At 68.6% G+C, this 2,418-nt stretch carries 3 protein-coding genes; all 3 read right to left on the bottom strand.

Translation table 11 applies throughout. The annotated features are described in order from the left end of the window. A partial coding sequence (locus NON22_RS23105) for a bifunctional diaminohydroxyphosphoribosylaminopyrimidine deaminase/5-amino-6-(5-phosphoribosylamino)uracil reductase RibD (RefSeq protein WP_257389340.1) occupies positions 1-286 on the bottom strand: 286 nt, incomplete at its 3' end. Positions 287-307: 21 nt separating this feature from the next. Further along, positions 308-829 carry a transcriptional regulator NrdR gene (gene nrdR, locus NON22_RS23110; protein WP_257389341.1) on the bottom strand — a complete coding sequence of 174 codons (522 nt, stop codon included), beginning with the start codon at positions 827-829 and terminating at the stop codon, positions 308-310. A 99-nt stretch (positions 830-928) separates the two neighbouring features. Continuing rightward, the gene (gene glyA, locus NON22_RS23115) at positions 929-2,182 is read right to left on the bottom strand and encodes a serine hydroxymethyltransferase (RefSeq protein ID WP_257389342.1); all 1,254 of its coding nucleotides are present in this window, start codon (positions 2,180-2,182) and stop codon (positions 929-931) included. Positions 2,183-2,418: the final 236 nt, after the last annotated feature.

The raw sequence follows: 2,418 nt of genomic DNA on the forward strand, positions 1-2,418 counted from the left end.
CGGCGGCGACCAGCGCATCGGCGCAGGGCGGCGTGCGGCCGTGATGCGCGCAGGGCTCGAGCGTCACGTAGGCGGTCGCGCCGCGCGCGCGGTCGCCAGCCTCGCGCAGCGCGAACACCTCCGCATGCGGACCGCCGGCGCACCGGTGCCAGCCGCGGCCGACGACGGTGCCGTCGCGCACGAGCACGCAGCCCACGCGCGGATTCGGCCGCGTCGTGTACGCGCCGTAGTCGGCCAGGCGCAGCGCCTCGGCCATGAACTGATGATCGGCGGCGGAAAAATTCATCGGGGACGAGCCGGACGCGGCTCAGGACTTCCTGCGCGCCGGCGGCGCTTCGTCGCCGAGCAGCGGCAGCTGAAGGCCTTCGATGCGCGGCAGCTCGCGCTCCAGTCGCTCGATTTCCTCGCGAAATGCCTGCACGTCCTCGAAGCGCCGGTAGACCGAGGCGAAACGCACGTAGGCGACCGAGTCGATGCGGCGCAGCTCGTCCATGACCCATTCGCCGACGCGGCGCGAGGCGATCTCTCGCTCGTTGACCTGGCGCAGGTTGCGCAGGATGTTGCGCACGACCTCGTCTACCGCATTGCTCGACACCGGCCGCTTCTGCAGTGCGCGTTCGACGCCGACGCGCAGCTTGTTCTCGTCGAACGCTTCGCGCCGGCCGTCGCTCTTGACGATGGCCGGCAGCTTTATCTCGGCGGTCTCGAAGGTATTGAAGCGCTCGCCGCAGCCGGGACACTCGCGCCGTCGCCGCACCGTCGCGCCGTCTTCGGCCAGGCGCGAATCGATGACGCGGGTGTCTTCGTGCTGGCAGAAAGGACAATGCATGAGCGCCGATCGTAAAGCCAAAAAGCCACTACGGTAATAGCGGCGTTCTGCGCCGCCGCAAGCCGCCGGCCTCGATGCCGGCGGCCCGGGCCATCTTGCTCAGCCGTAGACCGGCAGGCGGCGGCACTGCGCCGTGACTGCGTCGCGCACGCGCGCGAGCACGGCCTCGTCGCCCGGTGCGTCGAGCACGTCGCAGATCCAGTTGGCCAGCTCGGTGCAGTCGGCCTCGGTATAGCCGCGCGTGGTCACGGCCGGCGTGCCGATGCGCAGGCCCGACGTCACGAACGGCGAGCGCGGATCGTTGGGCACGGCGTTCTTGTTGACCGTGATGTGCGCCTTGCCGAGCGCGGCCTCGGCGTCTTTGCCGGTGACGTCGCGGCCGATCAGGTCGATCAGCATCAGATGGTTCTCGGTGCCGCCCGATACGATGCGGAAGCCGCGCGCGACGATGGCCGCGGCCATTGCCTTCGCATTCTTGACGACCTGCTGCTGGTAGGTCTTGAACTCCGGCTCCAGCGCCTCCTTGAACGCGACGGCCTTGGCCGCGATCACGTGCATCAGCGGACCGCCCTGGGTGCCCGGGAACACCATCGACTGCAGTTTCTTCTCGATGTCCTCGTTGGCGCGCGCGAGGATGATGCCGCCGCGCGGACCGCGCAGGGTCTTGTGCGTGGTCGAGGTCACGATGTCCGCGTACGGCACCGGGCTCGGATAGACGCCGGCGGCGACGAGGCCGGCGACGTGGGCCATGTCGACGAAGAAGTAGGCGCCGACCGACTTGGCGATCTGCGCGAGGCGCGCCCAGTCCAGCACCTGCGAATACGCGCTGAAACCAGCCACGAGCATACGCGGCTTGTGTTCGTCGGCGAGGCGCTGCACCTCGTCGTAGTCGATCAGGCCGGTGGCCGGATCGATGCCGTACTGCACGGCGTTGAACAGCTTGCCGCTGAAATTGACCTTGGCGCCGTGGGTCAGGTGGCCGCCGTGGGCCAGGCTCATGCCGAGGATGGTGTCGCCGGGATTGAGCAGAGCCAGGTAGACCGCCGCATTGGCCTGCGATCCCGAGTGCGGCTGCACGTTGGCGTAGTCGGCGCCGAACAGCTGCTTGACGCGCTCGATGGCGAGCTTTTCCGCAATGTCCACGAATTCGCAGCCGCCGTAGTAGCGCTTGCCCGGATAGCCTTCGGCGTACTTGTTCGTCAGGACCGAGCCCTGGGCCTCGAGGACGCGCGGACTCGCGTAGTTTTCCGAAGCGATGAGCTCGACGTGGTCTTCCTGGCGCTGGCGCTCGGCCGCTATCGCCTGAGCCAGGGTGTCGTCGTAACCGGCAATACGCAGGTCCTTGGCAAACATGGGAGAATCGCCTTCTGAGCTGGGAATCCGCCGATGTTAGCGGTTTCGCGCCCCCTGTCCCAACTGAATAAGCCCGGCGCAGGACCGCGGCCGGAGTCGTGCGTGTCGGACCAGACTGCCGAGAAAATCCAGCAGGCGCTGCGCCGCGGCGACCGGGCGGCCGCCGAGGAGATCTGCCGCCGCGCGCTGGCGCGGCGCCCGCGAGAGGCCGCGCTGCATCTGCAGCTCGGCCAGCT

This window comes from Tahibacter caeni (assembly GCF_024609805.1).
GTDB lineage: Bacteria > Pseudomonadota > Gammaproteobacteria > Xanthomonadales > Rhodanobacteraceae > Tahibacter > Tahibacter caeni.